24 protein-coding genes are annotated in these 23,589 nt (G+C 61.2%); 6 read left to right on the top strand and 18 right to left on the bottom strand.

Features of this window, described 5'->3' with window-relative positions; genetic code table 11:
- Positions 1-150 precede the first annotated feature (150 nt).
- From GCN75_RS11375 to apbC, 3 genes are all read right to left on the bottom strand, one after another.
- Complete coding sequence (locus GCN75_RS11375) at positions 151-1,839, bottom strand: alkaline phosphatase family protein (RefSeq protein WP_152282615.1); 1,689 nt, start codon at positions 1,837-1,839, stop codon at positions 151-153.
- A gap of 175 nt (positions 1,840-2,014) precedes the next feature.
- The gene (locus GCN75_RS11370; protein WP_152257152.1) at positions 2,015-2,422 is read right to left on the bottom strand and encodes a DUF4399 domain-containing protein; all 408 of its coding nucleotides are present in this window, start codon (positions 2,420-2,422) and stop codon (positions 2,015-2,017) included.
- A 148-nt stretch (positions 2,423-2,570) separates the two neighbouring features.
- On the bottom strand, positions 2,571-3,659 hold the full coding sequence (gene apbC / locus GCN75_RS11365; RefSeq protein ID WP_128139888.1) for an iron-sulfur cluster carrier protein ApbC: 1,089 nt from the start codon (positions 3,657-3,659) through the stop codon (positions 2,571-2,573).
- Positions 3,660-3,819: 160 nt separating this feature from the next.
- Here apbC and metG point away from each other — a divergent pair, with 160 nt between their 5' ends.
- The 5 genes from metG to panC all read left to right on the top strand — a co-directional run bounded on the left by metG (position 3,820) and on the right by panC (position 8,643).
- Positions 3,820-5,982: a methionine--tRNA ligase gene (metG, locus tag GCN75_RS11360; RefSeq protein WP_152257154.1), complete on the top strand. Its 2,163-nt coding sequence runs from the start codon at positions 3,820-3,822 to the stop codon at positions 5,980-5,982.
- A 19-nt stretch (positions 5,983-6,001) separates the two neighbouring features.
- Positions 6,002-6,481, top strand: coding sequence for a GNAT family N-acetyltransferase (locus GCN75_RS11355; protein WP_152257213.1), 480 nt, complete (start codon positions 6,002-6,004; stop codon positions 6,479-6,481).
- Between the two features lie 108 nt (positions 6,482-6,589).
- Positions 6,590-6,799: a DUF3460 family protein gene (locus GCN75_RS11350; RefSeq protein ID WP_035826611.1), complete on the top strand. Its 210-nt coding sequence runs from the start codon at positions 6,590-6,592 to the stop codon at positions 6,797-6,799.
- A 17-nt stretch (positions 6,800-6,816) separates the two neighbouring features.
- Positions 6,817-7,749, top strand: coding sequence for a segregation and condensation protein A (locus GCN75_RS11345; protein ID WP_152282614.1), 933 nt, complete (start codon positions 6,817-6,819; stop codon positions 7,747-7,749).
- Between the two features lie 54 nt (positions 7,750-7,803).
- Positions 7,804-8,643 (top strand): pantoate--beta-alanine ligase, encoded by an 840-nt coding sequence (gene panC, locus GCN75_RS11340; RefSeq protein ID WP_152282613.1) that lies wholly within the window; start codon positions 7,804-7,806, stop codon positions 8,641-8,643.
- 77 nt (positions 8,644-8,720) lie between these two features.
- On the opposite strand, the gene GCN75_RS11335 is transcribed toward panC, so the two are convergent.
- The gene (locus GCN75_RS11335) at positions 8,721-9,185 is read right to left on the bottom strand and encodes a hypothetical protein (RefSeq protein WP_152282612.1); all 465 of its coding nucleotides are present in this window, start codon (positions 9,183-9,185) and stop codon (positions 8,721-8,723) included.
- Between the two features lie 294 nt (positions 9,186-9,479).
- Here GCN75_RS11335 and GCN75_RS11330 point away from each other — a divergent pair, with 294 nt between their 5' ends.
- Positions 9,480-10,232, top strand: a complete 753-nt coding sequence (locus tag GCN75_RS11330) for an SDR family oxidoreductase (protein WP_152282611.1) — start codon at positions 9,480-9,482, stop codon at positions 10,230-10,232.
- Positions 10,233-10,305: 73 nt separating this feature from the next.
- Here GCN75_RS11330 and cheY read toward each other — a convergent pair whose 3' ends face one another.
- The 14 genes from cheY to flhD form a co-directional block, all read right to left on the bottom strand.
- Positions 10,306-10,704 carry a chemotaxis response regulator CheY gene (cheY, locus tag GCN75_RS11325; RefSeq protein WP_010396677.1) on the bottom strand — a complete coding sequence of 133 codons (399 nt, stop codon included), beginning with the start codon at positions 10,702-10,704 and terminating at the stop codon, positions 10,306-10,308.
- 147 nt (positions 10,705-10,851) lie between these two features.
- The gene (locus GCN75_RS11320; protein ID WP_152282610.1) at positions 10,852-11,922 is read right to left on the bottom strand and encodes a protein-glutamate methylesterase/protein-glutamine glutaminase; all 1,071 of its coding nucleotides are present in this window, start codon (positions 11,920-11,922) and stop codon (positions 10,852-10,854) included.
- A gap of 110 nt (positions 11,923-12,032) precedes the next feature.
- Positions 12,033-12,641, bottom strand: coding sequence for a chemoreceptor glutamine deamidase CheD (gene cheD, locus GCN75_RS11315; RefSeq protein WP_131378402.1), 609 nt, complete (start codon positions 12,639-12,641; stop codon positions 12,033-12,035).
- A 9-nt stretch (positions 12,642-12,650) separates the two neighbouring features.
- Positions 12,651-13,523, bottom strand: coding sequence for a CheR family methyltransferase (locus GCN75_RS11310; RefSeq protein ID WP_070278818.1), 873 nt, complete (start codon positions 13,521-13,523; stop codon positions 12,651-12,653).
- A gap of 70 nt (positions 13,524-13,593) precedes the next feature.
- On the bottom strand, positions 13,594-15,306 hold the full coding sequence (locus tag GCN75_RS11305; RefSeq protein WP_152282609.1) for a methyl-accepting chemotaxis protein: 1,713 nt from the start codon (positions 15,304-15,306) through the stop codon (positions 13,594-13,596).
- A gap of 195 nt (positions 15,307-15,501) precedes the next feature.
- Positions 15,502-16,008, bottom strand: coding sequence for a chemotaxis protein CheW (locus tag GCN75_RS11300; protein WP_152257163.1), 507 nt, complete (start codon positions 16,006-16,008; stop codon positions 15,502-15,504).
- 30 nt (positions 16,009-16,038) lie between these two features.
- Positions 16,039-18,240, bottom strand: a complete 2,202-nt coding sequence (gene cheA / locus GCN75_RS11295; RefSeq protein ID WP_152282608.1) for a chemotaxis protein CheA — start codon at positions 18,238-18,240, stop codon at positions 16,039-16,041.
- 43 nt (positions 18,241-18,283) lie between these two features.
- Positions 18,284-18,649 (bottom strand): response regulator, encoded by a 366-nt coding sequence (locus GCN75_RS11290; RefSeq protein WP_034758362.1) that lies wholly within the window; start codon positions 18,647-18,649, stop codon positions 18,284-18,286.
- Positions 18,650-18,732: 83 nt separating this feature from the next.
- Complete coding sequence (locus tag GCN75_RS11285; RefSeq protein ID WP_152257165.1) at positions 18,733-19,281, bottom strand: chemotaxis protein; 549 nt, start codon at positions 19,279-19,281, stop codon at positions 18,733-18,735.
- 46 nt (positions 19,282-19,327) lie between these two features.
- Complete coding sequence (motB, locus tag GCN75_RS11280; protein ID WP_152282607.1) at positions 19,328-20,305, bottom strand: flagellar motor protein MotB; 978 nt, start codon at positions 20,303-20,305, stop codon at positions 19,328-19,330.
- Positions 20,306-20,363: 58 nt separating this feature from the next.
- Positions 20,364-21,224 (bottom strand): flagellar motor stator protein MotA, encoded by an 861-nt coding sequence (gene motA, locus GCN75_RS11275; protein ID WP_152257168.1) that lies wholly within the window; start codon positions 21,222-21,224, stop codon positions 20,364-20,366.
- A gap of 218 nt (positions 21,225-21,442) precedes the next feature.
- Positions 21,443-22,204: a class I SAM-dependent methyltransferase gene (locus GCN75_RS11270; RefSeq protein WP_152282606.1), complete on the bottom strand. Its 762-nt coding sequence runs from the start codon at positions 22,202-22,204 to the stop codon at positions 21,443-21,445.
- 109 nt (positions 22,205-22,313) lie between these two features.
- Positions 22,314-22,877, bottom strand: coding sequence for a flagellar transcriptional regulator FlhC (flhC, locus tag GCN75_RS11265; protein WP_152282605.1), 564 nt, complete (start codon positions 22,875-22,877; stop codon positions 22,314-22,316).
- Between the two features lie 51 nt (positions 22,878-22,928).
- Positions 22,929-23,246: a flagellar transcriptional regulator FlhD gene (gene flhD / locus GCN75_RS11260; protein WP_034758381.1), complete on the bottom strand. Its 318-nt coding sequence runs from the start codon at positions 23,244-23,246 to the stop codon at positions 22,929-22,931.
- Positions 23,247-23,589 lie beyond the last annotated feature (343 nt).

Here is a 23,589-nt window from a genome sequence, read left to right as displayed (position 1 = left end):
ATCGTGAAATAAAGAAATTTCACTATCCGTCAAGAACTTTGCGTGCCTATTGATATTTGTCGACTTACAACTCTTAAATCAATAAAAAAACAGGCTTCCGTGAAAACGCAAGCCTGGCCTTTACATCAACGATACACCTCTATGCCTGAACTACCGCACCACCTCCATCAACACCCGCCCTTCCGACGCCGACGGCTGGCGCACGCGCAGCAGGTGCGCCAGGGTCGGGGCGATGTCGACCACTTCCGCGTACTGGCCATAGGCGCCCGGCTTGATCCAGCGCGGGCCGAACACCATCAGCGGCACGTTCGTATCGTACGTGTACGGCGTGCCGTGCGAGGTGCCGCCCACGCCCTTGCCGAAGTACCAGGCCGGTTTCGTGACCACCATCAGGTCGCCCGACAGCTGGCGATTCCAGGCGCGGCGCATCAGGGTATCCATGCGCGTGGCCACGGCTCCCGTTTCCATCTGCGTGCGCGTATAGACTTGCGCCAGGCCGTCCTGCTGCAGCAGGAAGCGGGCCGCCGCGTCTTCCAGGGCCGTGCGCTGGATGCCGCTCTTTTCCGCCAGCGCGTAATCGAGATAGATATTCGGCAGCGACGATACGGTGACCAGCTTGTCCACGCCCAGGGTCGTGGCCAGGTGCTGGTTCAGGGCATCGACCAGTTTGGCGCCGTCGATGCGCTTGGCGGAAAAGCCGCCGCGCGCTTCCGTAAATTCGGGCACGTTGGCAAAGCCATGGTCGGCCGTCAGCACCACCAGCACGTTATCCATGCCGACTTTTTTATCGAGGTCGGCAAAGAAACCGGCCAGCATGCGGTCCAGGCGCTGCAGGTGGTCGTGCGACATCTTGCTTTCCGGGCCGTAGGCATGGTTCACGTAATCGTGCGCGGACAGGCTCACGCCCAGGATATCGGGCACGCCGGCCGGGTTGCGGCCCAGGTTCTCGCCATCGATGGCGGCGCGGGCAAATTCCAGGGTCAGCTCGTCGAGGAAGGGACCGGCCTTCAGGCGGCTGTAGTATTCGCCATCGAGCTTGCCGCTGTCGCTGTAATAGGCAAACGGGAAGGTGTTGCGCGTGCCCGGCTTGGCCGGCACGATGTCATCGCGCGCATCGCCAGCGTAGGCGCCGTCGGCCAGCAAGGGCGTCCAGCTCTTGCCGTAATAGCGGTCCTGCGGCCTGGCGGCCTGGTAGCGCTGCACCCATTGCGGGTGCTGCTGCATATAGTAGGTGCTGCTGGCGAAATTGCCCGTCTTTTCCATGTACATATACGCCGTGCCCGTTTTCCCGGCCAGCAGGATGGCGCCGCGGTCCTTGCCCGACACGGTGACGACCTTGGCCTTGTCGCCCGTGGAGTAGCGCAGCTCGTCGCCCAGGGTGCTCACGCGCAGCTTGACCGGCGAGGTGCCATCGTCGGGCTGCGTTTCTTCGCCGATGTAATGGAAATTGCCGTCCTCGGTGCAGTACACGGATTTCTTCGTGACGGGATCGATCCAGTTATTGCCGATCACGCCATGCTGGTAAGGATAGGCGCCCGACAGCACGGCCGAATGGCCGATGGCGGTGACCGTGATGCCATGCGCCTGGTGCGCATCGCTGAACCACGCGCCCTGCTCCAGCAGGCGGCGGAAGCCGCCCTGGCCGAACTGGTCGCGGTAGCGCGTCACCTGCTCCTGCGGCAAACCGTCCACCACCAGCACCACCACCAGCTTCGGCTGCGCCACACCGGCAGAAGCAGCAGGAACGGCCTTGGCCGCATGCGCCTGGCTGGCCGCCACGCCAGCCGCCAGCAGCAGCGCCTGCGCCAGTTGCCGGGAAAGGGAGAAATGTTTCGTCATATCCGCTCGTTTATCAGAACTCGTTATAGGAATGCCATCGGGATGCCATACGCTGGCCACCGGGCAGCATACGCCGACTATATGACGTAATGATGACAATAAGCAATATTATGAAAAAGGCCGGACTCCTGCGGGAATCCGGCCTGTCGCGGTGTTGCGCGGAATGGCTGGGCGGCTACTTAACCGTCACCTTGATGCTTTTGCTCAACTCCGGTCCATACGACTGGTGCGCGCCGTTGGCGAACTGCATGGTCAAGGTGTACTGGCCGGGCGGCAAGGTCACATCCGTTTCCGTCTGTCCTTTGCCGAAGTGCAAATGTTTATCGTCCATGGGGATCATCTCGCCCGCCTTCATCGGCCCCATATTGATGAGCAAATGATGGTGGCCCGTCTTCGCCGTCATGTCGCCGGCCGGCTTGACGTCCATGCCGCTGACGGCAAATTTCACTTTGAATGGGCTGCTGACGGTCGCGCCATCGACGGGCTCGACAAACGAAACGGATTGGGCAAACGCGCTGGCGGCCAGCAGGCTGCCCGCAATCACGGCTGCGGCTTGGCGCAGGAATACGGTGGTCAATTGCATGATGTCTCCTCTTGTTTAATAACAACACGGACTGCATGAAACCATATTCCTGCTGGCAGTGGCGCAGGATTGTTAACCCATGAAGGGCCGGGGTCGAACCCTGAGGGTTCGACCCCAGTCTCTGCCTTGGGTTAAGGCTTGCTATCGTTTAGTCATTCTTGATGACGATGCTAGGGAACTTGCTCGTCATATCCTTGGCCTTTTCCGCCACCTTGATCGCGATGGTGCGGGCGATCTGCTTGTAGATCACGGCGACGGGACCTTCCGGCTCGGCCACGACGGTCGGCGTACCGGAATCCGTCTGCTGGCGGATGGCCATGGTCAGCGGCAAGGCGCCGAGGAATTCCACGCCGAAGTCCGCGCACATCTTCGCGCCGCCGCCGGCGCCGAAGATTTCTTCCGCATGGCCGCAGTTCGAGCAGATGTGCGTGCTCATGTTTTCCACCACGCCCAGGATCGGGATGCCGACTTTCTCGAACATTTTCAAGCCCTTGCGCGCGTCCAGCAGCGCGATATCCTGCGGCGTGGTCACAATCACGGCGCCCGTGACGGGTACTTTTTGCGACAGGGTCAGTTGAATGTCGCCCGTGCCTGGCGGCATGTCGACGATCAGGTAATCGAGGTCGCGCCAGTTGGTCTGGTCCAGCAGCTGCTGCAAGGCTTGCGTGACCATGGGACCGCGCCATACCATCGGTTCGTCCGGATCGATCATGAAGCCGATCGACGACACTTGCAGGCCGTGGTTTTCCATCGGCTCCATGCTTTTGCCATCGAGCGTCTTCGGCTGGCCGCTGATGCCCAGCATCATCGGCTGCGACGGGCCATAGATATCGGCGTCCAGCATGCCGACGGTGGCGCCTTCGGCGGCCAGGGCCAGGGCCAGGTTGACGGCCGTGGTCGATTTGCCAACGCCGCCCTTGCCGGACGCGACGGCGATGATGTTTTTCACGTTGCTCATCGGCTTCAAGCCGCGTTGCACCGTGTGCGAAATGATTTTCGACGACACGCCCACGCTGACATTGCCCACGCCCGGCAGCACGCGCAGCGCGGCCAGCACGGATTTGCGGATCAGGTCGATCTGGCTTTTCGCCGGATAGCCCAGCTCGATGTCGAGGGAAATATCATTGCCATCGACCTTCAGATTCTTGACGGTTTTGCTGGAAACGAAATCTTTATGTGTATTTGGATCAATAACCTGGGCCAGCGCGGCCTTGACGTCTTCTACTGTGATGCTCATGTAAATCTCCGTGTGTACTACATATATGCAATACGCGCAGTCTAGCGCAAATTTGCATGGCGCGATGGCGGCAAAAGCATCACTTGCCAGCGCTGCATCTGCTCATATTGCCTTTCCGCTGTTAAAATGTCCTATTATCCATCCCAAAAGTGCATCAATCATGACTCGCAAGCTGTTCGTCACCACTGCCCTGCCTTACGCAAACGCCGCTTTTCACATTGGCCACATCATGGAATACATCCAGGCCGATATCTGGGTCCGGTTCCAGCGAATGCAACGCGATGGCGCAGCCGGCCGTGAAGTGCACTTTGTGGGCGCCGACGATACGCATGGCACGCCCATCATGATCGCCGCCGAAAAGGAAGGCATCACGCCGCAGCAATTCGTCGCCAATATCGCCGCCGGCCGCGCCCAGTACCTGGACGGCTTCCATATCGCCTTCGACAACTGGTATTCGACCGACTCGCCGGAAAACGTCGACCTGTCGCAATCGATCTACCGCAAGCTGCGCGATACGGGCCTGATCGTCACGAAAACCGTCGACCGCTTCTTCGACCCCGTGAAAGGCATGTTCCTGGCCGACCGCAACATCAAGGGCGAATGCCCGAAATGCGGCGCCAAGAACCAGTACGGCGACAATTGCGAAGTGTGCGGCGCCGCCTACCAGCCGACCGACCTGGTCAATCCGTTCTCCGTGTTTACCAATGCGACGCCCGTGATGAAGCCGTCGGAACAGTATTTCTTCAAGCTGTCCGACCCGCGCTGCTTCGAATTCCTCAAGGATTGGCTCAACACGCCAGGCCGCTTGCAGCCTGAAATGGTCAACAAGGTCAGCGAATGGCTGGGCGAAGCGGGCGAAAAGCTGGCCGACTGGGATATCTCGCGCGATGCGCCCTACTTCGGCATCCCGATTCCCGATGCGCCGGGCAAGTTCTTCTATGTGTGGATGGACGCGCCCGTCGGCTACCTGGCCAGCCTGAAAAACTATTGCGACAAGAAAGGCCTCGATTTCGACGCCTTGCTGAACGATCCTGCCACGGAACAAATTCACTTCATCGGCAAGGACATCGTGTCCTTCCATTTGCTGTTCTGGCCCGCCATGCTGAAATTTGCCGGCCACCCGGTGATCGACAAACTGAAAGTCAATGTCCACGGCTTCCTGACGGTCAACAACGAAAAGATGTCGAAGTCGCGCGGCACGGGCATTTCGCCGCTGCGCTACCTGGACCTGGGCATGAACCCGGAATGGCTGCGCTACTACATCGCCTTCAAGCTGAACTCGAAAGTGGAAGACCTGGACTTCAACGGCGACGATTTCGTGGCCCGCGTGAACAGCGACCTGATCGGCAAATACGTGAACATCGCCAGCCGCTGCGCCGGTTTCATCGCCAAGCGTTTCGACGGCAAGCTGGCGTCGACGCTGTCGGAAGGCGCGCAAAGCTGGATCAACCGCGCGCTGACGGTGGACGTCAACGGCGTCATCGTCGAGCGCCAGGCCAGCATCGCCGCGCACTTCGAGAACCGCGAATTCGGCAAGGCCTTGCGCGAAATCATGGAAATCGCCGACATCACCAACCAGTATGTCGATGAAAACAAGCCATGGATCCTGGCCAAGGATGCGGACAAGACGGCCGAGCTGCACGACGTGTGCACCACGGCCCTGATCCTGTTCCGCCAGCTGACGATCCTGCTGTCGCCGGTGCTGCCGGGCGTGGCGAAGAACGTGGCCTCGTTCCTCAACGACGCCGAATTCACCTGGGCCGACACGCAAGTGTTCGGCGACGCCGTCTCGAACAGCATGCTGGGCCGCACCATCGGCGCCTACAGCCATTTGATGACGCGCATGGATGCAAAGATGATCGAAGCGCTGTTTGACGCGCCGCAAGCGGCCGCCGTGGCGGCACCGGCAGCCGACGCCGCCAACGACGCTGCACCTGCGCCGGTTGCGGAAACACCGGCTTCCGCCATCGAGGAACTGGCACCCGAGATCAAGATCGACGACTTCCTCAAGGTCGACCTGCGCATCGCCAAGATCGTCAACTGCGAACTGGTGGACGGCTCGGACAAGCTGCTGCGCCTGACCCTGGATGCGGGCGAAGGCCGTTTGCGCAATGTGTTCTCGGGTATCCGCTCGGCCTACCAGCCGGAAGAGCTGATCGGCAAGCTGACGGTGCTGGTGGCCAACCTGGCGCCGCGCAAGATGAAGTTCGGCATTTCCGAAGGCATGGTCATGGCGGCCTCCGCCGCTGACGAGAAGGCGAATCCGGGCATCTACATCCTGAACCCGTGGCCAGGCGCCGAACCTGGCATGCGCATCCGCTAAGGACAGACAGGAACCGATGATGAATATCGTGGTGCGCGAAGCAACAAATGCCGATGCACAGCTGATAGCCGACCTGACCCGCGCCGCGTGGGCCGGCAAGGTGGCCGCCTCGTCCAGTGGACACCACGAGACGGCGCAGCAAGTGGAAGAGCAATTGCGCCACGGCGGCGGTTTTCTGTTGCTGATCGACGACATTCCAGCCGGCTCGCTGCGCTGGATGCCGCTCGACAGCGATCCCGCCATCTGGAAGATTTCCCGCATGGGCGTGCTGCCCGCCTACCGGGGCAGCCACGTTTCGCAGCACTTGCTGGAAGCCATCATTCATCACGGCCTCTCGTGCCAGGCCGAGGAATTGCGCCTGGCCGTGCGGCGCGACCAGCGCAAGCTGCTCGATTTTTATGCGGCCTTCGAATTCGAGCTGGCCGAAGAACTGGAATATTCGCACGCCAACCCCGCCGAACCGGCGCCGATGGTGATGCGGCGCCTGCTGCGTTATTGATTTTTAGCAATTTCGCCCCTGGACTTGCCGATACAACAACCCGCCAAGCGATACGGCGCGGTAAAATACGGCCGGCTGACCTTACTTATAAGACACTCAGAAGAGAATATGAAACTGCCTGCAAAACACACCAACTACGTATCCGACCACACCTTGTTCATCGCCGAACTGAAGGCCAAGAATCCTGGCATGGAAGCGGGCCAGCAAGCGGGCCGCGCCCTGCTGTGGGACAAGCCGGCCGTCAGCATCGATGAGCAGGAGCGCCAGCTGGCATCGGCTGTCAAGCAACAGGCTTACGTTTACCAGAACAAGAACTAAGATCTGGAACCGGCACGATGTTGCCTGAAGAGTCTGCAGTCACGCCGGAAGTGGACGCTTCCGGTGCCGGCGCAGTCATCGAGTCGCCCGTACCTGTCGCTGACGGCGACGGCAGCGGCGACCCTGCAGCATCGGCCACGGCAGTAACGGACGCGGCGCCCGCCGCCGACCCGCTGGGCATCGCCCGCCTGTATGGCGAGCCGATGATGCGCATGCCGACGGATCTGTACATTCCGCCGGACGCGCTGGAAATCTTCCTCGAAGCCTTCGAAGGCCCGCTCGACTTGCTGCTCTATCTGATCCGCAAGCAAAACTTCAACATCCTCGATATCCCGATGGCGCAGGTGACCCTGCAATATCTGAAATATGTGGACCAGATCCGTGTGCGCAACCTGGAACTGGCCGCCGAGTACCTGTTGATGGCGGCCATGCTGATCGAGATCAAGTCGCGCATGCTCTTGCCTTCGCGCAAGAGCGACGTCGAGGAAGATGGCGGCGACCCCCGTGCCGAACTGGTGCGCCGCCTGCTCGAGTACGAGCAGATCAAGCTGGCCGCCTACGACCTGAACGCCATTCCCCAGTTCGAACGCGATTTCGTGCGCACGCAGATTTTCATCGAGCAAAGCCTGACGCCCACCTGGCCCGACGTGGAACCGGTGGACTTGCAGCAGGCGTGGCTCGACGTGCTGAAACGCGCCAAGCTGACCCAGCATCACCGCATCAGCCGCCAGGAACTGTCCGTGCGCGAGCACATGTCGAGCATCCTGCGCCACTTGCAATCGTCGCGCTTCGTCGAGTTCAGCGAACTGTTCGACATTGCCGGCGGCGTGCCCGTGGTGGTCGTCAACTTCGTGGCCCTGCTGGAACTGGCCAAGGAAACCCTGATCGAAATTACGCAAGCCGAACCGTTTGCCCCCATCTACGTCCGGCTGGCCTATTCGCCCGCCTGATCCCCTCCCTTTGTCACTGACCACCGTACAACGGGGTTTTAGCGAAAGCAATCCATGAAAATTATTTCCGACATCGAAGAATTGCGCGACCAGCTCAGCGGACAGCTGCGCACGGCGTTCGTCCCCACCATGGGCAACCTGCATGAAGGCCATCTATCGCTGATGCGCCTGGCGCGCAAGCATGGCGACCCCGTCGTCGCCTCGATCTTCGTGAACCGCCTGCAGTTCGGCCCGAACGAAGACTTCGAGAAATATCCGCGCACCATGGCGGCCGACATCGCCAAGCTGGAAAAGGAAGGCGTGTACGTGCTGTTCGCGCCCACGGAAAAGGAACTGTACCCGGAACCGCAGGAATACCGCGTGCGCCCGCCCGATGACCTGGGCAATACCCTGGAAGGCGAATTCCGCCCCGGCTTCTTCGAAGGCGTGTGCACGGTCGTCACCAAGCTGTTCTCGTGCGTGGGTCCCAGAGTGGCCGTGTTCGGCAAGAAGGATTACCAGCAGCTGATGATCATCCGCAACATGGCGCGCCAGTTCGCGCTGCCGACGGAAATCATCGCCGCCGAAACCTACCGGGCCGACGATGGCCTGGCCTTGTCGTCGCGCAATATGTATCTGTCGGAAAGCGAACGGGCGGAAGCGCCGGAGCTGTACAAGGGCCTTAACTTCGTCGCTGAAGAAGTACGCAAGGGCAACCTGGCCGTGGGCGAACTGGAACAGGCGGTCATGCAGCTGCTCGACGGCCGCGGCTGGAAATCGGACTACATCGCCGTGCGCAAGCGCGCCAACCTGCAGGCGCCGAACGCGGCAGAGCTGGCTGCCGGCGAACCGCTGGTGGTGCTGGCCGCCGCCAAGCTGGGCCAGACCCGCCTGATCGACAACCTGGAAATCTAGGCGCCATCTCCAAGCGTCACCGCGACGGGGCCATTCGGTCCCGTTTCTGTTTCTGTTTCTGTTTCTGTTTCTTTTCCTTACTTCTCCATCCCCACCAGCCTGAGTTCCGCAAACAGGGGCTTGTTGCGGCCGCGTGCCGCTTGCAACATGTCATAACTGGCGGCATCGAGCACGATTTCCTGTCCCGCCCACAGCTTGCGCTGGTTCGCAGGCAGCCTCAGGCTGCGCAGGATGGCCCGCGCCTGGGCCGGATCGGCTGCCAGCAGGCGGATGGCGTGCGCACCGCGCTGCGCCCCCGTGAGTATCGGCAAGCCCCCCTGCGGGCCATCCTGGCTCAGGCTGACATAGTCATGCCCTCCCACGCGGTGCAGATAGGCATGCCGGCCGTCGCCGTCAGCAAACGGCTGCACGGCCCCGTCGCGGGCCTCCGCTGGCTGCGCCTCGGCGATGACGGGGGCGACACTCGCCTGTTCCAGGCTCACGCCGCAGGCTGCCAGCAGAGTGGTGCTCAAGGCAAAAAATAATACGGGTGCTCGGCGCATGGTGCGCTCCTTCTTGTCGGGGTCGGGGACAGAGGTGGAATAGTGCAGCGATCATGGGCCAAATTATTTGACGTGTAAAGTTAACTTTAGGAAATATTTCATTCCGTTGCGCAATTACTTGCAGTCAAGGTGAGCATGCGTGTCCGCAGCAGGCAGGCCGGCCGCAATTGTTGATATGATTTGCACACTGAAAGCAGCATCCCCATCTTTATCCGCAAACGGATAAAGATCACAATGGGGGCACTGGCTCGCAGCGACGGCATACGGGCCTCCCACCATGACAGGAGAAGCACCATGAACACAGCATCCCATTCCGCCAGAGTTGCCATCGTCACGGGCGCCTCGCGCGGCATAGGCGCGGCCATCGCCCGCCGCCTGGCGCGCGACGGCATGCAGGTCGTCGTCAATTACGCCAGCGGCAAGGCCGAAGCGGAGCAGCTGGTGGCGGCCATCGCGGCCGACGGCGGCAGTGCCGTCGCGGTCAGGGCCAACGTGGCCGATGTGGCCGACGTGCAAGCCCTGTTCGATGGGGCCGAAGCGGCCTTCGGCGGCGTTGACGTGCTGGTCAACAACGCCGGCATCATGCCGCCCGTGTTGCCCACCCTGGCCGTCACGGACGACGCCACCTTCGACCGCCTGTTCGCCATCAACGTCAAGGGCAGCTTCAACACCATGCGCCAGGCGGCGACGCGCTTGCGCCGCGGCGGCAGCGTCATCAACTTTTCGACCAGCGTGATCGGCCTGGCCCTGCCCGGCTACTCCGTCTACGGCGCCACCAAGGCGGCCATCGAGACGATGACGAATATCTTTGCCAAGGAATTGCGCGGCAAGGACATCACCGTCAACGCCGTCGCTCCCGGCCCCACGGCCACGGCCCTGTTCTTGAACGGCAAGACGGAGGAAACGATAGAGCGCATGAGCAAGATGGCGCCCCTGGAACGCCTGGGCACGCCGGACGACATCGCGGCCGCCGTGGTCTTCTTGGCCGGGCCCGATGGCCGTTGGGTGAATGGCCAGACGCTGCGCGCAAATGGCGGACTGGTCTGAAATTCCTGCGGACGAAAAAAAACGCTGCCGGTTCGCACCGGCAGCGTTTTTTTTCAAGCGTGGCAAGCCGTGATCAGGCGCCGGCTTTTTCCAGCTTCTCGAAAATCTTGTTCAGCTTTTCATCGAGGGTCGCGGCCGTGAACGGCTTGACCACATAACCGCTGGCGCCCGCTTGCGCGGCGGCGATGATGTTTTCTTTTTTCGCTTCGGCGGTGACCATCAGCACGGGCAGCTTGGCCAGTGCGGGATCGGCGCGGATATGCTGCAGCATCGTCAGGCCATCCATGTTTGGCATGTTCCAGTCCGAGACGACGAAATCGTACGATTCCGCGCGCAGCTTGGCCAGGCCCATCACGCCGTCTTCCGCCTCATCGACGTTGGCATAACCCAGTTCCTTCAACAGATTCCGGACAATGCGGCGCATCGTCGAAAAATCGTCAACGACTAAAAATTTCATCTTTGGATCAGCCATGAATAACTCCGTTGTTTCTGTAGCGGTTTGTTAATAATATCGACATGAATGCCGACATTATGGTCGACACTACGGCAGCAAGTTGTAGGATAGCATTTTCGTTGCTTTTAGGCGAACAAACTTGCCTCAGATCATATAAAACGTGGCTTACACGCGCAAAGCGCGCATGCCATGCGCAGCCAGGTGTCCCAGCACCATGCCCGGCAGCGCCGTCAGAGCGCCGACCTCATGCGCAGCACCGATGGCGATCGCCTCGCGCGGCATGCCGAACACCACGCAACTGGCTTCATCCTGCGCAAAATTATACGCTCCCGCAGCCTTCATCTCCAACATGCCTTGCGCGCCATCCTTGCCCATGCCCGTCAGGATCACGCCGACGGCATTCTTGCCGGCCGATTGCGCGGCTGACCGGAACAGCACGTCGACGGACGGACGGTGGCGGTTGACGGGTTCGCCCTGGTCGATCTTGGTCATGTAGTTGGCGCCGCTGCGCGTCAAGGTCAGGTGCGAATGGCCGGGCGCGATGTAGGCGTGGCCGGGCAGCACCCGTTCGCCGCCGGCCGCTTCCTGCACCGAGATCTTGCACAGCGAATCGAGGCGGCGCGCAAACGAGCGCGTAAACCCTTCGGGCATGTGCTGCGTGATCAGGATGCCGGGGCAATCGGACGGCATCTGCATGAGGAATTCGCGGATCGCTTCCGTGCCGCCCGTCGAGGCGCCCACGATGATCAGCTTTTCGCTCGACGTCAATGGACTGCGCAGCGCAGGCAGCGGTGCGGCCACCTTGTCGCCGGCCGATGGCAGGGTGCGCGCGCGGATGCGTGCCTTCGAGGCGGCACGGATCTTGTCGGCGATCATGTCCGTGTATTCGCGCATGCCGCTCTGGATCGAGATCTTCGGCTTGGTGACGAAATCAACGGCGCCCAGTTCCAGCGCGCGCATGGTGATTTCCGAACCGCGCTCCGTCAGCGACGACACCATCAGCACCGGCATCGGACGCAGACGCATCAGCTTTTCCAGGAAGTCCAGGCCATCCATTTTCGGCATCTCGACGTCGAGGGTCAGCACGTCGGGGTTGGTCTGCTTGATCATCTCGCGCGCCACCAGCGGATCGGGCGCCGCGCCCACCACTTCCATGTCGGGCTGGCTGTTCACGATTTCCGTCATGACGCTGCGGATCAGCGCCGAATCATCCACGATCAATACCTTGATCTTCATAGTTATCCTTCCAGGCCTTGCAGCCCTTATTCTAAATCGGTAAGAACGCCTGGCAAACCTGCATGGCGCATGGGACAGAAGCCCGCGCCCGGCAGGTTTTGCTCCGGCAGTTAAAACAGTTCGATCTCGCCGCCCACCGGCGCAACCTTGAGACGGCTGGCGTAATCGAGTTCGCGGCGCACCAGTGTATCGTTATGCGTCTGCATCAGCTTTTTCACCAGGACCTTGCCGCTGCGGGGGAAGAAATACACCTTGCGCGGGTGGATGTCGTTCAGGTCCTCGGCCACCACGCGCATCTTTTCCGCCTTCAGGTAATTGATGACGAAGGCCGCATTGCGTTCGCCCACGTTGATCGCCGTGAAGCCGCGCAGCACGGCGCCGCCGCCGAACACTTTCGCTTCCATGTTCTCGCGCCGCGCGCCCGCCTTCAGCAAATCGTTGATCAGGATCTCCATGGCGTAGGTGCCATAGCGCATCGACGCCGAGATCGGGCTATTCGGATCGCTGCCGCCGTCGGGCAGCATGAAGTGATTCATGCCGCCCAGGCCAGTGACGCGGTCGCGGATGCAGGCCGAGACGCAGGAGCCGAGCACGGTGACGATCAGCATGTCCTTGTTGGTAAAGTAATACTCACCAGGCAAGATCTTGGCGGCGTCACAATTGAACGTCCTGTCGTAATAGACGTTAGTGGCAAATTGCTCTTTGGGTTCCAGGCTCATATTTCACTCTCATGTACGATGCGACGATGCCTTGGGTGCGGCGCCCCGTGGCTGATCGAGCTCATAGACTGTTTTACCGCGCAGCTTCAATGAATCCGACACGTACAGAAAATTCTCCGAATGGCCCGCAAACAGCAGGGCATCGGACTTCATCAACGGCACAAAGCGCGACAGGATCTTGCGCTGCGTCGCCTTGTCAAAATAAATCATCACGTTACGGCAAAAGATGACGTCGAACTGGCCCGTCAGGGGCCAGCTGTCGGCCAGCAGGTTGAGCGGCTTGAAGGTGATCATCTGGCGCAGTTCCGGGCGCACCCGCACCTGCCCCTCGCGATCGCCCTTGCCGCGCAAGAAAAAGCGCCGCGCACGGTCGGCCGGCATCTTGTCGAGCCGGTCCAGGTTGTAGACGCCATTGGCGGCCGTGGCCAGCACGTTCGTGTCGATATCCGTGGCGATGATGGTGACGGGCGGCGTGAGCGTATTGAACGCCTCGCACACCGTCATGGCGATCGAATACGGCTCCTCGCCGGTGGAACTGGCCGAACACCAGATGGTGATCGGCCCGCTCAGTTTTTTCACATGCTCGGCCAGCAGCGGGAAGTGATGCGCCTCGCGGAAGAACGACGTCAGGTTGGTCGTCAGCGCATTCGTGAACGCTTCCCACTCGTCGCCCATGCGGCCCGCTTCCAGGTCGTCCAGGTAGCGGACGAACGAGGAGATGCCGGTCGCGCGCAGGCGCCTGGCCAGGCGGCTGTAGACCATCTCCTGCTTGCTGTCGGCCAGCGCGATGCCGGCCCGCTTGTAAATCATGGCGCGGACCCGCTCGAAGTCCTTGCCAGTAAAGTCAAATTCCTTGACCGAATCCGTTTTAGTTTGCGGCATTTGTTTTTACCTCTCTATGACTACTCTGACCAATGCCTTTGCAAGTATAACTAGCGGGATCGGGTTGGCGTCAGAACTCTTCCCAATCGTCGCCGCCGGCTGCCGCCAGCTTTTTCGCGGGCGGTGGCGTGCCGGCCTGCGCCGCCTTTGCCACCTGCCGCACGGTTGCCGCCACACCTGGTACCGGCCGTGCCGCCACCGTCAGGGGTACGGGCCTGGCCGCCGGCGCCATGCTCTCGCCGCCCAGCTTGAAGATGCTGACGGCGTCGGCCAGTCTCTGCGCCTGGTCCTGCATGCTCTCGGCCGCTGCCGCCGCTTCCTCGACCAGCGCCGCGTTCTGCTGCGTCATCTGGTCCATCTGCGCGATGGCCTGGTTGACTTCCTCGATGCCATGGCTCTGTTCCTGCGTTGCCGCCGTGATCTCGCCCATGATGTCGGCCACTTGCCGGATCGACGTGACGATCAGGCCCATGGTCTGTCCCGCCTCGTCCACCAGGCGGCTGCCCGCATCGACCTTGTCGACCGAATCGCCGATCAGGCCCTTGATCTCTTTCGCCGCGCCGGCCGAACGTTGCGCCAGGTTGCGCACTTCCGACGCCACCACGGCAAAGCCGCGACCCTGCTCGCCTGCGCGCGCCGCTTCGACTGCCGCATTCAAGGCCAGGATGTTCGTCTGGAACGCGATGCCGTCGATGACGCCGATGATATCGACGATCTTGCGCGAACTGTCCTTGATGGAACCCATGGTATCGACCACCTGCGCCACCACCTTGCCACCCTGCTCCGCCACCGACGATGCCGACACGGCCAACTGATTGGCCTGGCGCGCGTTGTCCGCGTTCTGCTTCACGGTCGACGTCAGCTCTTCCATCGACGACGCCGTCTCTTCGAGCGAACTGGCCTGCGTTTCCGTGCGCGCCGACAGGTCCGCATTGCCGCTGGCGATCTCGCTGGACGCCACGGTGATGGTTTCCGTGCCCTTGCGCACGTCGCTGACGGTCTGCACCAGGCTCTCGTTCATGTCCTTGAGCGCCTGCTGCAGCGCGCTCGTTTCATCCTTGCCTTCGACCACCACGCGCGACGTCAGCTCGCCGGCCGCCACCTTCTGCGCCACGGCCAGGGCGCCCGACAGCGGCACCGTGATCGAACGCGTGATGAAGATGGCGCACCAGGCGCCGATCGCCACCGCCGCGCCGCCCAGGATGAACAGCACCGTCATCAGGCGCGCATCGGCCGCCAGCGAGTCGTCCATGAAGCTTTGCTGGGCCACATGCTGCAAGTCGAGCAACTTGTTGATGTCGGCCAGGGTCGCCTTGTTCAAGGGGTCGATGCGGGTGGCAATCACCTTGGCCGCGCCCTCGCTGTTAAACGCCAGCACCTGCCCCATCGCTTCCTTGAAGGCGGCATCGACTTCGCCGTCGACCTTGGCGATATTGGCCAGCAGCGTTTTCTCGCCGTCGGACAAGCCCAGGCTGGCCAGCTTGCCGCGCGCGCCGTCGTACAGCTTGCGCTGCTCGCGCACCTTGCCCTCTTCCACCTGCATCAGGCCCACGTCGCCCTGCAAGCCGATATTGCGCATGGCGATACCCGTTTCCAGCATCGCGCTTTTCATCAGCGACGCCTGCGTATTCTTTTCGCTTGCCAGTGCCAGGCCCGTGAGCAACTGGGCCTTGTTACGGTAATTCAGTGCATTCGCCGAAACGATCACTACCACCAGGATGGCCAGGATGCTGCCGAAACCTATGCCCAGCCGGGTGCCTATCTTAAAATCGCGCAAACTCATTACAGTCTCCAATATTTATGTGAACGGCGCCCGTTCAACCGGACGGCGCCGTGTTATGGCCGGGTCTCTATCGGACCTTGCAGCCTGCCGGCGCGCCTCTGGGTACTGCCCGCGCCGGTACATGCATATCTGTAGTGATTCTTTGCGTGGTGAAGCGACGGCGCACCGGGCGCCGCCTTGCTGCCGTCCGGCCGCTTACGCCGCCAGCTTGTCGATCAGGCCCATCTCGCTGCTCGACATCAGCTTGTCGATATCGACCAGGATCAGCATGCGTTCGTCGATGGTGCCCAGGCCGATCATGTAGTCGGTCGAGAAGGCGGTGCCCATTTCCGGCGCCGGCTTGACCTGCTCCGGGCTCAGGGTGGTCACGTCGGAAACGCTGTCGACGACCATGCCGACGATGCGTCCGCCGATGTTCAGGATGATCACCACCGTGAACTGGTCATACACGGGCGTGCCCAGGTTGAACTTGATGCGCATGTCGACCACGGGAATGATGATGCCGCGCAGGTTGATCACGCCCTTGATGAATTCAGGCGCATTGGCGATGCGGGTGACCGCTTCGTAACCACGGATTTCCTGGACCTTCAGGATATCGATGCCGTACTCTTCGGAGCCCAAGGTGAAGGCCAGGAATTCACGGCCGGCGATGTCCTTGCCGTCGCCCGCATTGCTTCCGGATGTTTGTTGAGTATCTGACATGGTGCGTTTTCCTATCTTTATCTATCGGTATTACGAAAAAATGGACTCGTCAGCCAGCTGGCGAGAGGAGCGGATCAGGGCGGCGACATCGAGAATCAGCGACACGCCGCCATCGCCCAGGATGGTGGCGCCGGAAATGCCCACCACCTTGCGGTAATTCGATTCGAGGTTTTTCACCACGACCTGCTGCTGGCCCACCAGGTCGTCGACAAACAGGGCCGCCTTGCGCCCTTCCGTCTCGAGGATCACGCAGATGCCTTCCGAGGGACTGGTAAAGCGCGGCGCGATGTCGAACATCTGGTACAGCGGGATCAGCGGCAGGTATTCGCCGCGCACCTTCACCACCTGACCGCGGCCAGCGATGTCCTTGATATCCTCAACGGCCGGCTGCAAGGATTCGATGACAAAGCCCAGCGGCAAAATATACACTTCGTCGCCCACGCGGATCGACATGCCGTCCAGGATGGCCAGGGTCAGCGGCAGCGAGATGGAAATCGTCGTGCCGAAACCCTTCGCCGAACGGATGTCGACCACGCCGCCCATGGCGCTGATATTGCGCTTGACGACATCCATGCCCACGCCGCGGCCCGACACGTCGGTGACCGCTTCGGCCGTGGAAAAGCCGGGCGCGAAGATCAGCTGCCACACTTCGGCGTCGCTCATCGACTCGGACACGTCCAGGCCCTGCTGCGCGGCCTTGGCAAGGATGCGCTCGCGGTTCAGCCCAGCGCCGTCATCGGAGACTTCGATGATGATGTTGCCGCCCTGATGGCTGGCCGAGAGGAACAAGCGGCCCGCTTCCGTCTTGCCGGCGGCCACGCGGGCGGCCGGCATTTCCACGCCATGGTCGATGCTGTTGCGCACCAGGTGCGTGAGCGGATCGACGATGCGCTCGATCAGGCCCTTGTCCAGCTCCGTGGCCGCGCCATTCGTGATGAAATCGACCTTCTTGCCCAGTTTCGTGGCCAGGTCGCGCACCATGCGGGGGAAGCGCGAGAACACGAAATCCATCGGCATCATGCGGATCGACATCACCGCTTCCTGCAAGTCGCGCGTATTGCGCGTCAGGTGGCTGACGCTGTCGAGCAGTTTTTCATGCAGCATCGGGTCGAGCGCGCTGGCGCGCTGCTCGATCATCGCCTGCGTGATCACCAGCTCGCCCACCAGGTTGATCAACTGGTCGACCTTTTCGATCGAGACGCGGATCGACGACGACTCGGCACCGGCCTTGTCGCCCTCTTTCTTGGCCGGCTTCTTTTCCTGCTCCGCTTCGGCCACGGCGCTCGCCACGGCCGGCGTGGCGGCGGCGCCGGCGTTGCCCGCCTTGGCCGCATCGGCGCGAATCTGTTCGAGGGGCTGGAAGAAACCGTAGCCCCGTTCGGCGTCGCTCTGCACGCCGGCGGCGGCGCGGATATCCTCGAGCGGCTGGAAAAAACCGTAGCCGGGGTCCGTTGCGCCCTGCGCCGCAGGCGTCGCCGGCAGCGGGTCGAAGAAACCGTAGCCCTGGGCTTTTTCCTGCGCCGCGCGGGCCGCTTCCGCTTCGCCTGGCGCCAGCGGCGGCGCCTGCGTGATCACCATGTCGTCGGGATTGAGCACGAACGAGCAGATGGCCAGGATATCGTCCAGGCTTTCATGCGTCGTCACTTCCAGCACCTTGCGCGCGTCGGGCAAGGCGGACACGGCGACGTCGCCCAGCAAGCCCAGTTCGGCCGCCAGCGCATCGACTTCGCGCTCTTCCATCTTCGGCAGCTCCAGGCGGTAGCGCTGGCCGCCGGCGTGGCTGACGGTTTCCTTTTCCGCCGTATGGAAGGCCGGCGCGACGGGCGTAAGCGCAGCCACGGGCACGTCCTGCGAGAACGACTGCAGCATCATGCGCACGTTCGCCACGGCGTCCTGGTCCACGGCGCTGCCCAGGCGATGGCCGTCGAGCTGCATCTTGAGGATGTCCTTGGCGGCCAGGAAGGCGTCGACGTGTTCCGCCGTCAGGGCCATCTGGCCCTGGCGGATGCGGTCGAGCAGCGACTCGAGGATGTGCGTCACCTCGCTCATGTCGGAGAGGCCGAACGTCGATGCGCCGCCCTTGATCGAATGGGCGGTACGGAAAATGGCATTCAGGTCTTCGGCGTCGGGCGCCGCAATATCGACGGCCAGCAGCAGCCGTTCTTTTTCAGCCAGCAGTTCTTCGGCCTCATCGAAAAAGACCTGAAAAAACTGGCTAATATCGATGGTCATAGGGTGACTCCGTCAATTGCATCGTTGTGCTGCGCGGCTGGCATCAGCCGATCACCTTCTTGACCACTTCGATCAGGCGTTGCGGATCGAATGGCTTGACCAGCCAGCCATTGGCGCCGGCGGCACGTCCCTTCGATTTCATTTCGTCCGACGATTCCGTCGTCAGCATCAGGATGGGTACCTTCTGGTAGGTCGGCAGTTCGCGCAGCAGCTTGATCAGCTCCAGGCCATCCATGCGCGGCATGTTCTGGTCCGTCAATACCAGGTCCACGGTTTGCAGCTTGGCTTTTTCCAGTCCGTCCTGGCCGTCGACGGCCTCCACCACCTGGTAACCGGCGGCTTTCAGACTGAACGCCACCATCTGGCGCAATGAGCTGGAATCGTCCACTGCAAGTATCGTTTTGGCCATCTTTGCTCCCACTTATTCCGGGCATCCTGCCCGAGTATTTGATTAATCAATCCATGCAACCGCAAGCGTTCCGCATCCTCATGCTAGAACAGCTCGATGTCGCCACTTTCCAAATGCTGTTGACTGACAGCCTTGCGCAGCACGCTGCGCAACTCCAGGCTTTGAATCGCCAGCGCCATGCTGACCCGCCCCAGCAAGGCGACAATTTCTTCATTGTCGCTTTCTGGCAACATCTCCGCGCCATGCGAGCCCAGGGTCCCCAGGAACTCGCGCAAGCCCGTCACGCGTTTCAGGGTGCGCTCGATCAGCTGGCTGGTCATGTCCTGGAACTGCAGGCTGGTGATGGCGGCATTCACGTAGCCCCCCACCTCATCCTGCAGCGCCAGCAGTTTTTCACGCTGCTGCTCGGCCGGAATACCGCCTTCGAGCAGCAGGGCGATGGTGTCCTGCTGCGCAGCGACGGCTGCGTGTATCGCCATGAAATTGAAGGACAGCTTCTCGATCGCCTCTTCCAGCAAGATGCCGGTCTGCACCAGGTCGGTTTCCACCTCCGTCAAGTGCTTGCGGCCATGGTCCGACACGCCAGACAGCAGGCGCTTTACATGCGAGCCAAGTATTTTCTTTCTTGTCATAAAGGTCTCATTGTTTCAATACACCACGCGTCGATAGCCTTGCGTGTTATTTTTTCGCCGCTGCCGGGCTGGGGGCTGGTGCCGCCGCGGGTGGCGCACCGGCCGCCAGCCCTGTCGCCACGGCGGCGGCAGCGGCATCCGTCACGGGCAGCTCGATCGCCGAACCATCGCGCAGGACATTTTCTTCCGTGCGTTTGTTCATGACGATGATGCTGATGCGCCGGTTGATCGGATTGAAGGGGTCGAGCTTGTCCAGGTGGGCGGCCGAACCCAGTCCCACCACGCGCAATACTTTTTCTTCCTTCATGCCGCCAATCACCAGTTCGCGCCGCGACGCATTCGCGCGGTCCGCCGATAATTCCCAGTTGCTGTAGCCGGCATCGCTCATGTAGGGCGTCGAATCCGTATGCCCGGACAGGCCGATGCGGTTCGGCACTTCATTGAGCACGGAGCCGATGGCATGCAGGATTTCCTTGGTGTACGGCTGCAGATTCGCATTGGCGAGCGCAAACATCGGACGGTTCTGCTCGTCGACGATCTGGATGCGCAAGCCTTCGCTGGTGATATCGAGCAGCAATTGGTTCTTGTATTTTTTCAGCAGGGGATTGGCGTCGATGGTCGCTTCGATGCGCGCCTTCAATGCCTGCAGGCGCCGGCCTTCCTCGCGTTCCAGCGCGGCCTTGGCGGAATTGAGGTCGAAGGACTTGCGCTGCTGCTCTTCCTGCGCCTTGCGTACCTGGCCATCCTGGCGCGACAGGTCCTGCCCGCCGCCCTGGATCACGGAATTGCTCTCGCCGCTGCCGGAGCCGCCCGCCATCGCCACTTTCAGCGGCGTCTTGAAGAATTCGGAGATGCCGTTCAAGTCGCCCTTCGAGGTGGAGCCCAGCAACCACATCAGCAGGAAAAAGGCCATCATGGCCGTGACAAAGTCGGCGTAGGCGATTTTCCACGCCCCGCCATGGTGTCCGCCAGCCGTCTTCTTGATACGCTTGACGATAATCGGGCGCATGCCTTCATCGGCCATGGCGTCCCCCTTCCGTGTGCTGCATATGACTCATGGTGTCCAGGCGTATTTTCACTGCTTACTTCGTTTTCGATTTCTTGATGTGGTCTTCCAGCTCGTTGAACGTCGGACGCTCGGTCGAGAACAGCACCTTGCGGCCGAACTCCACGGCCAGCGCCGGCGCATAGCCGTTCAGGCTGGCCAGCAGGGTCACTTTCACGCACTGGAACATCTTGCTCGACTCTTCCAGCTTCTGCTCCAGCAGGCTGGCCAGGGGACCCACGAAACCGTAGGCCAGCAGGATGCCGAGGAAGGTGCCGACCAGCGCGTGCGCGATCAGCATGCCCAGCTCGGCCGGCGGTATGCCCACCGATTCCATCGTATGCACCACGCCCATGACGGCGGCGACGATACCGAAAGCGGGCAAGCCATCGCCTACCTTGGCAATCACGTGGGCCGGCACGGCGCCTTCGTGATGGTGCGTCTCGATTTCGTTATCCATCAGGTTTTCGATCTGGAAGGCATCCATGTTGCCCGATACCATCAGGCGCAGGTAATCGGTCATGAATTCGACAATGTGATGGTCGGCCAGCACGGCCGGATACTTGGAAAACAAAGGGCTTTCCTGCGGGCTGTCGATATCGCCTTCGATCGACATCAAGCCTTCCTTGCGCACCTTGCTGAGCACTTCGAACAGCAGCGACATCAGCTCCATGTACAGCTCTTTGGTATAGCGCGAGCCCTTGAACAGGCTGGGCAAGGCGGCCAGGGTGGCCTTGATGGCCTTGTTATTGTTACCAACAAGGAAGGCGCCCAGGGCGGCGCCGCCGATCATCAGCAACTCCAGCGGCTGGAACAGCGCCGCCAGATGGCCGCCGGCCAACGCGAAGCCGCCAAAAACCGAGGCGCAGACGATGATGTATCCGATTATGACTAACAAGTGCCCTGACTCCCAATAATGGCCGGGACTGTATGCCCGGCATGTTCAAACCTGTACTGTCTTCTGGCGGCGGCCCCGCCGGCGCAGACAGCGGCAAAAAAAGTAACTGGAAGTTAATTGAAATGCCCCGCTTTTCAAGGTAATTCCGAGAAAATGCCGTGTGGAACTACAATAACGTGAGATTGCCCTACGGGCAAGCAAATAACGCAGACAATTGCTTAAAAGCACCATATGTAAAGCAAAGGACCACCCTCTGTGGCGGCGATGGTCTTATCGGGCGCGCGCGCGGCAATCTGGAATTCGTAACTAAGAAGCATGCTACCGGGCAACATTTCCGTTTCCGCCTTGATCCACAGGGCTGCCATCGCCGCGGGCGACAGGTAGGCAAAGACCACATCGTAGCGGCCGAAATCGAGCGCCGCGTAATCGCCGCGCAGGAAACGCGCGCCGCTGCCCGTCAGCCGCGCACGCAAGCGGCTGGCCAGCCACGGCAGCGGCGCCAGTTCGATGCCGCAAAACTGCCCGTCGGGCCGGCGCCGCGCCAAGTCCAGCACCAGGCCGCCCAGGCCGCTGCCGATATCGACCAGCCGCACGCCGGGGCGGTCCGCAATCAACTCGGCCACCGCCTGCCAGACTTTCGGGCCGGACGGGTAAAACGGCACTTGCGTGCGGAAGGTGGACCAGTACAGGCTCAATAGGAAAACAAAGGCCGCCAGGAACACGGCGGGAGGCCAATCGAGGAGGCTGGCGGCCAGCAAGGCGGGCGCAAACAGCAGGCCGATCGCGCACCACCAGCGCGCCAGGCCCACGCGCCACGTCAGGAGCGCGGCCAGCACGCCCTGCAGCAACGCCACCACCGGCAGCGACATGGCCAGGCCGGCGCGCGCCAGGCCATATACCAATAGCAACATCAAGGGAAAGGCCAGCACCTGGATCAGGATGGCCTTGAGCGCGGGCGCGCGCAGGATTTGTTGCAGCATGGGACAGTCGCCGGAGGAAAACGCCAGTGTAAGCGAAAGCGCCATGAAAAAGCCGGAGTCCGGTCTGGCGACCGCTCCGGCTTTCCATGAGGCTATGTTGGGGACAGGATCAGGCGACGACGCCGGGCGGCGCAACGGCGGCCGCCTCATCGCGCGCCTTCTTGGTCTTGCCGGCACGCGAAGGCATGTGGCACAGGCCGCAGACATAATCGGCGTTCAGGTCGAGGCAGTTGACGACAAACTTGCCGCCGCACTTGCCGCAGGGCGCCATGTCCAGCATCTTGCTGCTGAAAAAGCGCACGAGCGTCCAGGCCCGCGTCAGCGACAGCAGCGGCTCTTCTCCCGCTTCGGGCGGCATCTGCTCCAGATACAGCTTGTATGCCTTCATCACGGCTTCGATGCCGGTGGCGCCTGCGTGGTCGATAAGGAACTTGTGGATATTGATGAACAGCGAGGAGTGGATATTCGGTTGCCAGGTGAGGAACCAGTCGGTGGAAAACGGCAGCATGCCCTTGGGCGGCGAGACGCCCTTCAATTCCTTGTACAGATTCAGCAGGCGTTCGCGCGACAGCGAGACTTCCGTCTCCAGCAGTTGCAGGCGTGCGCCCAGCTGTATCAATTCGATGGCCAGCTGGATTTCTTGCGCTTCCGATACGACACTTTTCTTGGCCATGCTGTGTGCTCCACTACTGACTGATACCGACTCTGAATGACGAGATTGACGTTATGCGATTTCTTCGACGCCTTGGCCAGCCATCAGGATGGCGGCGTGCGATTGCGCCAGCGAACGGTCTTTATTGTAGTTCGTCAACATGCCCAGGATGGCGCTGTCGTCGAAACGGAAGCGGGCCAGCATCATGTTGCCGCCTGCCAGTTTCAGGATCTGCGCGTTGCTCATGCCTTCGATCAGTTCGGCGATTTCGGCGGCTATGCCCAAACGGAAGATGGCTGTTACCTTGTCCGCACGAATCATTTGCTGGGCCAGCATCAGGTAGCTCAGGTTAGCGTCGCGAATCTCAGCCATCATATCGTTAGCAGTCATTTCCATCTCCTCAATCCGTTGAATTCAGCTGGCGTTGTGTGTTGCCAGTGAGATACATTCTGCAGGAGCAACATCAAACGCAACAGAGGCAAAGCACTGTATTTTTGGTCGGGGAATAGCGGATGGGACCGTAGGTGTTTGTCTGACAAACACTGCTCGATCATGGTCGCACGCCAGTAACGGCGCGGATGTGGGGGATGGGCGCGGTGCGGGATTTACCCCGTTTCAGGCCTGCAATAAATATCACTTTTTTACAACAACTTGACCGAAATCAAGCCTACTTACCTAGATAACGGCTGCCTTGGCAGGAACTTTAGGGCTTTTTTGAAAAATATTTAAAAAA

The organism is Janthinobacterium violaceinigrum, from assembly GCF_009208555.1.
GTDB classification, from domain to species: domain Bacteria; phylum Pseudomonadota; class Gammaproteobacteria; order Burkholderiales; family Burkholderiaceae_D; genus Janthinobacterium; species Janthinobacterium violaceinigrum.
Note: the sequence above shows the minus strand (reverse complement) of the source record. Positions and strands in the feature narration are given on the sequence as shown.

Excerpts from the sequence above, each read along its gene's own strand:
- GCN75_RS11375 (WP_152282615.1), bottom strand. The coding sequence starts at position 1,839 with ATGACGAAACATTTCTCCCTTTCCCGGCAACTGGCGCAGGCGCTGCTG.
- GCN75_RS11370 (WP_152257152.1), bottom strand. The coding sequence starts at position 2,422 with ATGCAATTGACCACCGTATTCCTGCGCCAAGCCGCAGCCGTGATTGCG.
- apbC (WP_128139888.1), bottom strand. The coding sequence starts at position 3,659 with ATGAGCATCACAGTAGAAGACGTCAAGGCCGCGCTGGCCCAGGTTATT.
- metG (WP_152257154.1), top strand. The coding sequence starts at position 3,820 with ATGACTCGCAAGCTGTTCGTCACCACTGCCCTGCCTTACGCAAACGCC.
- GCN75_RS11355 (WP_152257213.1), top strand. The coding sequence starts at position 6,002 with ATGAATATCGTGGTGCGCGAAGCAACAAATGCCGATGCACAGCTGATA.
- GCN75_RS11350 (WP_035826611.1), top strand. The coding sequence starts at position 6,590 with ATGAAACTGCCTGCAAAACACACCAACTACGTATCCGACCACACCTTG.
- GCN75_RS11345 (WP_152282614.1), top strand. The coding sequence starts at position 6,817 with ATGTTGCCTGAAGAGTCTGCAGTCACGCCGGAAGTGGACGCTTCCGGT.
- panC (WP_152282613.1), top strand. The coding sequence starts at position 7,804 with ATGAAAATTATTTCCGACATCGAAGAATTGCGCGACCAGCTCAGCGGA.
- GCN75_RS11335 (WP_152282612.1), bottom strand. The coding sequence starts at position 9,185 with ATGCGCCGAGCACCCGTATTATTTTTTGCCTTGAGCACCACTCTGCTG.
- GCN75_RS11330 (WP_152282611.1), top strand. The coding sequence starts at position 9,480 with ATGAACACAGCATCCCATTCCGCCAGAGTTGCCATCGTCACGGGCGCC.
- cheY (WP_010396677.1), bottom strand. The coding sequence starts at position 10,704 with ATGGCTGATCCAAAGATGAAATTTTTAGTCGTTGACGATTTTTCGACG.
- GCN75_RS11320 (WP_152282610.1), bottom strand. The coding sequence starts at position 11,922 with ATGAAGATCAAGGTATTGATCGTGGATGATTCGGCGCTGATCCGCAGC.
- cheD (WP_131378402.1), bottom strand. The coding sequence starts at position 12,641 with ATGAGCCTGGAACCCAAAGAGCAATTTGCCACTAACGTCTATTACGAC.
- GCN75_RS11310 (WP_070278818.1), bottom strand. The coding sequence starts at position 13,523 with ATGCCGCAAACTAAAACGGATTCGGTCAAGGAATTTGACTTTACTGGC.
- GCN75_RS11305 (WP_152282609.1), bottom strand. The coding sequence starts at position 15,306 with ATGAGTTTGCGCGATTTTAAGATAGGCACCCGGCTGGGCATAGGTTTC.
- GCN75_RS11300 (WP_152257163.1), bottom strand. The coding sequence starts at position 16,008 with ATGTCAGATACTCAACAAACATCCGGAAGCAATGCGGGCGACGGCAAG.
- cheA (WP_152282608.1), bottom strand. The coding sequence starts at position 18,240 with ATGACCATCGATATTAGCCAGTTTTTTCAGGTCTTTTTCGATGAGGCC.
- GCN75_RS11290 (WP_034758362.1), bottom strand. The coding sequence starts at position 18,649 with ATGGCCAAAACGATACTTGCAGTGGACGATTCCAGCTCATTGCGCCAG.
- GCN75_RS11285 (WP_152257165.1), bottom strand. The coding sequence starts at position 19,281 with ATGACAAGAAAGAAAATACTTGGCTCGCATGTAAAGCGCCTGCTGTCT.
- motB (WP_152282607.1), bottom strand. The coding sequence starts at position 20,305 with ATGGCCGATGAAGGCATGCGCCCGATTATCGTCAAGCGTATCAAGAAG.
- GCN75_RS11270 (WP_152282606.1), bottom strand. The coding sequence starts at position 22,204 with ATGCTGCAACAAATCCTGCGCGCGCCCGCGCTCAAGGCCATCCTGATC.
- flhC (WP_152282605.1), bottom strand. The coding sequence starts at position 22,877 with ATGGCCAAGAAAAGTGTCGTATCGGAAGCGCAAGAAATCCAGCTGGCC.
- flhD (WP_034758381.1), bottom strand. The coding sequence starts at position 23,246 with ATGACTGCTAACGATATGATGGCTGAGATTCGCGACGCTAACCTGAGC.